The organism is Odoribacter sp. N15.MGS-14, from assembly GCF_000980245.1.
Classification (GTDB): Bacteria; Bacteroidota; Bacteroidia; order Bacteroidales; family Marinifilaceae; genus Odoribacter; species Odoribacter splanchnicus.
The window spans coordinates 1-5,008 of record NZ_LARE01000111.1 but is presented as its reverse complement, the minus strand read 5'-3'; the positions used below and the strand labels follow the sequence as shown (position 1 = coordinate 5,008).

Below are 5,008 nucleotides of genomic sequence, written 5' to 3'. Positions count from 1 at the left end.
CAAGGATAATATTGATACGACCGATTATATGGGGAAATTTACGATGCATATTTTTGCGGCTCTGGCAGAATTCGAACGGAATGTGATTATGGAAAGGACTCGTGAAGGACGGGAAGCAGCCCGGAAAAGAGGAAAAAAATTCGGAAGACCTCAGGGCTTGAATCCGGAAACCCAGCAAAAAGTAAAAAAAGCAGCTCTCTTGTATCAAAAAGGATTTGCTGTAAAACAAATATGCCAACAAATTGAAATTAAGAGTAAAAGCACACTTTATAAGTACCTCCAACTGGAAAATATTCCCCTGAGATCTTTCTCTAAAAACTGAAAAGGCATTTTTTTCTTTGTAGTGGAAAAATAAAAGGCTATTTTTGCGGCTGAAAATAAGACGGTTCTTCAGTAGAAATATGACACTGAGGACCGCGGAGCGTACCTAATCGGTTCCTTTTCTAAAAGATAATCATATAGAAATCAAGTAGTAAACTATATTTACCCTGAGTTTAGTTTAAATAAATTCAGTGAAATAATTTGCCTTAAAAAGGTCCAATTAAATTCTGATTTAATTGGACCTTTTTTATTATATAGTTATAACTATCGGGGGAATGCTAACCACATAGGACAAAGCAGGATATGTGTATAGATAAATCCAGATTAAATCCAGTACAAATCCTATTTATTACCAGATTAATAACTAAATAAATAAGCTTTAATCCAGTTTTTATTTGGATTTTAATCATTTTTTAGTTAATTTTACAGAAACTAACACTCAAAGGAATCTCCGGGGAATCGCTGTTATCGGGAAATTGATTCATTTTCAAACTAAAAAACAGGCTATGGGTACTGCAAGATCTAACTTATTAAATCAGCTGAAAGGAAGTTTCGGAAATGTTATCCTTTATGAAGTAAACGGACAGCTGAGAATAAGGAGCAAAACGGGACGGTATAGAAAATCGAAAAGTAGTAAGCAAAAAGCACAGAAAAACAGGTTTAAAGGGGCGGCTTCATTTTATCATAAACTGGAAATGCCGATGTATATGACCTGGAGCGATGCTACGCATGGACAAAACATAAGCGGATATAACTTTTTTATAAAAGAGAATATCCATAGCTTTACGGAGACAGGAGAAATTACCGAATTTTCAGGCCTGAAGATATGTTACGGGCCGCTTTATATCCCGGATTATTTCGGAATGCAATATACCACTCCGGATCTTATTCGCCTGGAATGGAATCCCGGGTATAAAAATCAGGGTTTCGACGACGACTTATTACAAATAGCCATTTACGATAAAACCAGGGTAGACGACGGTGAGATATATTGGCTGGAAGGTTTTGAAACCATACGGGCTACAGGAGCATATACCTTTACTCTCCCGGCCGAAAGAGGTAAAGAGATCCATTTATTTGCTTTTTTCAAAAATAAATACCGGAACATTTTTTCGGAAAGTCGTTTTCTGGGAACAGTGGCAAAAGAAACATAAGTCTCCCCTGGCGGAAGAAATGAACGAATTCGTTTCGTTCTGCACCCGGTTTGCATTATCATTCGATAAAATAAGCTACATCTCAGCAAAGTTCAAGTAAACTTGGCTTTGCTTTCGGTTTACATTATCTTTGTAGCAGAATCAAGTCGTGCGGAATTATGAAAATGTGTATTGCAGAGAAACCAAGTGTTGCCAAAGAAATCGCGAATATTCTGGGAGCTACGACCCGGCGGAACGGATATCTGGAAGGGAATGGATATTGTGTTACCTGGACATTCGGACACTTATGTACCCTGCAAGAACCGGGAGAATATACGGAGAAATGGCAAAAATGGAATTTAGGGGTATTGCCGATGATCCCCTCGAAATTCAGGATCCGTCTGATCGAAGATGAGGGAATAAAAAAACAATTTGCCGTTATCGAGGAGCTGGTCTCGAAAGCTGAAATGGTGATCAATTGCGGGGATGCCGGCCAGGAAGGAGAACTGATTCAACGTTGGGTATTGACCAAAGCCAAATGCGGGGTACCTATCAAACGCCTTTGGATTTCTTCGCTGACAGAAGAAGCCATCCGGGAAGGATTCGAAAAACTCATGGAATCGCAAGATTTCGATACTCTCTATGCGGCCGGTTCTGCACGGGCTATCGGCGACTGGCTGTTAGGGATGAATGCCACGCGGGCTTATACGTTGAAATACGGGACAGGAAAAAACGTACTCTCGATCGGACGAGTGCAGACCCCTACCCTGGCCCTGGTCGTCGAACGACAAAAAGCGATCGAGAACTTTAAACCGGAAACTTATTGGGAAATACGGACGAATTACCGGGAAGGACTTTTCTCCTGTTTGCGCGGACGGTTCAATAAAAAAGAGGAAGCCGAAGCCCTCCTGGAAAAAATCACTCCACTCGAACTGGAAATTCTCAGTATCGAGCGGAAAAAGGCCATGGAACATCCGCCGAAACTGTTCGACCTAACTCTATTGCAGGTGGAATGTAACCGAAAATTCGCCTATACAGCCGAAAATACCTTAAAAATCATACAGTCGCTTTACGAGAAAAAGCTGACCACCTATCCCCGTGTGGATACCAACTTTTTACCGAACGACCAATATGCCAAAGTCCCCAAAATACTTCAGGGCCTGAAACCTTATGAGGCTTTAACACAGCCGATCTTATCAGGAGGAAAAATACGGAAGTCAGCCAAAGTCTTCAATGACAAAAAAATTACGGATCACCATGCCATCATTCCTACCGGTGTATTCAGTTACGATATGTCTCCCGAGGAAAAGCGGGTATATGATCTGGTAGCCCGCCGTTTCATTGCCGTCTTCTATCCGGACTGCGAAATAGCCAATACAACCGTTATGGCCAGAATTGGCGACGAAGACTTCAAAGCCACCGGAAAACAAATCATCGATCCGGCGTGGCGGGTGGTATTCGGCAATAATACAGACAAACAAAACGAAGAAAACGTATTACCGGTTTACGAAAAAGGAGAACACGGTCTTCACACCCCCGAAATCCAGGAAAAACAAACTCAGCCCCCTAAATACTATACGGAAGCCGATTTATTGAGGGCCATGGAAACTGCCGGGAAACAAGTGGAAGACGAAGAACTGCGGGATCTGATGAAAGAAAACGGAATCGGACGCCCTTCTACCCGCGCAAATATCATCGAAACGTTGTTTAAACGGCAATACATCCGCAAAGACAAAAAACGGATTTTAGCAACAACGACAGGCATAGAGCTTATCGACACCATTCAGAACGACCTTCTGAAATCCGCAGAACTGACGGGACAATGGGAAAAGAAGTTGCGTATGATCGAAGACGGTACCTATCAGGTGGCCGACTTCATGGAAGAGTTGAAGGTGATGGTTAATGAAATCGTCCATTTTGTACGCCATTCTTCAGCGAAAACGATCACTGTAGAAACACCGGAGGAAAAAGACGAGGAAGACAAGAAAACTAAAAAAGAAAGGGAGAAAGGAAAAGGGAAAAAGGAGAACGGAGAAAAAATTGCAGTTGTATTGAAATGCCCCAAATGCGGACAAGGAGAAATTGTGAAGGGAAAAACCGCCTGGGGATGTACCCTATACCGGAAATCCTGTGATTTTCTGATTCCGATGGAAATACAAGGCAAGAAACTCACCCAAAAACAAGTAGATACATTAATACAAAAAGGCCAAACCGGCAAAATATCCGGTTTCAAGGATCCGGAAGGCAACTCGTTTAATGGGATGGTCCGCCTGGATGAAAATAAAAACATTATAGTCGACAAGATATAATATTACAAAAAACGTATACACACTTTTTATAACAACAACTTATTATTAACTTTCCGGGGTTGGATGTATACCTTATAATATTTCAGGACTATGAAAAAAAAATGGGGAATTATAGATTATTTAGTCATCGCTACAATAATAATCATTCTATTAGCTACCTCTTGGACAGAAAAAGGAAAATGGATTCTTTCATCTGTATTGATCATTTCATTGACATCAACATTTTTGACAAATAAAACAATCAAAATAATAATCGCTATCCTCCTTTTAATAACACTTATTATTACTCTTTATTTCAATCTTATTTAAAATAGGGAAGATGGTAAATGAAACAGAAAAAATAGAAGGAAGTCGGCTTCTTATGTAAAAAGAAGCATTTTATAATTGATAAAATTTGAAAAAAGAGTAATTTTATCACGCCAAACAGGAAAATAACATATGAGCGTCAATCATCTAACTTCATTTAAGACCCTATTTCAGGAGCTATATCCCGATATGGTTAAGATTGCGTTGTTTTATGTTCATGATTTGGCTATTGCTGAAGATATTACCCAGGAAATATTCACCCGGCTTTGGGAAAGACGGGAAAAGTTAGATATGATCGACAACCTGAAAGGATATTTGTCTAATGCCATTAAAAACCGCTGTCTGAATTATCTGGAACATCAGCAAGTCGTCAATAAATATCAACAGGAGTACCTAGAGGAACTCGCTAAAGATGATTATATAGAGGAATTTATTCAGAAAGTACAAATTTCTTTGGAAAAGCTTCCTCCCAAAAGACGTCAGATTCTTGAAATGAGTATTGTAGAAGCTAAATCATATCAGGAAATAGCTGACCAAGAGGGCATATCCCTAAACACAGTCAAAGACCATATCAAAAAAGCCTACGCTTTCATACGTAAAGACATTCACCGGAATGTTCCGGATTTTATTCTGTTTATTGCTTTTCAAACTAAAAGTGAGAAAACGAAAAACAGAGCATTCATTTTTTAGATTTTTCCATTCTAATGTATTCAAAAAATTACTCTTTATTATAAATCGTCTTACAAAACCTTACTATTCAGATTAAAGCTAAAACATGCCTATTAATTAGAAAAATTTTTCAAATATTATATTTTTTCCATACCGCAGCCACCCTTTTCAATTTTTACCTGTCTTTAAAATAGATAATGATAAATATTAGCAAGAATAAATAAAATATATTTTATGAATAAAAAAATTGCATATACACATCAATCAACA

4 protein-coding genes are annotated in these 5,008 nt (G+C 38.8%); all 4 read left to right on the top strand.

The window, feature by feature from the left end:
- Nucleotides 1-322, top strand: a 322-nt coding sequence (locus WS34_RS14080) for a recombinase family protein (protein WP_046405602.1), incomplete at its 5' end; no start/stop codon positions are given.
- Between the two features lie 505 nt (nt 323-827).
- Nucleotides 828-1,475, top strand: a complete 648-nt coding sequence (locus WS34_RS14075; protein ID WP_286693814.1) for a hypothetical protein — start codon at nt 828-830, stop codon at nt 1,473-1,475.
- Between the two features lie 158 nt (nt 1,476-1,633).
- Entirely contained in the window at nt 1,634-3,763 is a 2,130-nt protein-coding gene (locus WS34_RS14070) for a type IA DNA topoisomerase (protein ID WP_046405598.1), read from the top strand.
- A 438-nt stretch (nt 3,764-4,201) separates the two neighbouring features.
- Nucleotides 4,202-4,759: an RNA polymerase sigma-70 factor gene (locus WS34_RS14065; RefSeq protein ID WP_286693813.1), complete on the top strand. Its 558-nt coding sequence runs from the start codon at nt 4,202-4,204 to the stop codon at nt 4,757-4,759.
- Nucleotides 4,760-5,008: the final 249 nt, after the last annotated feature.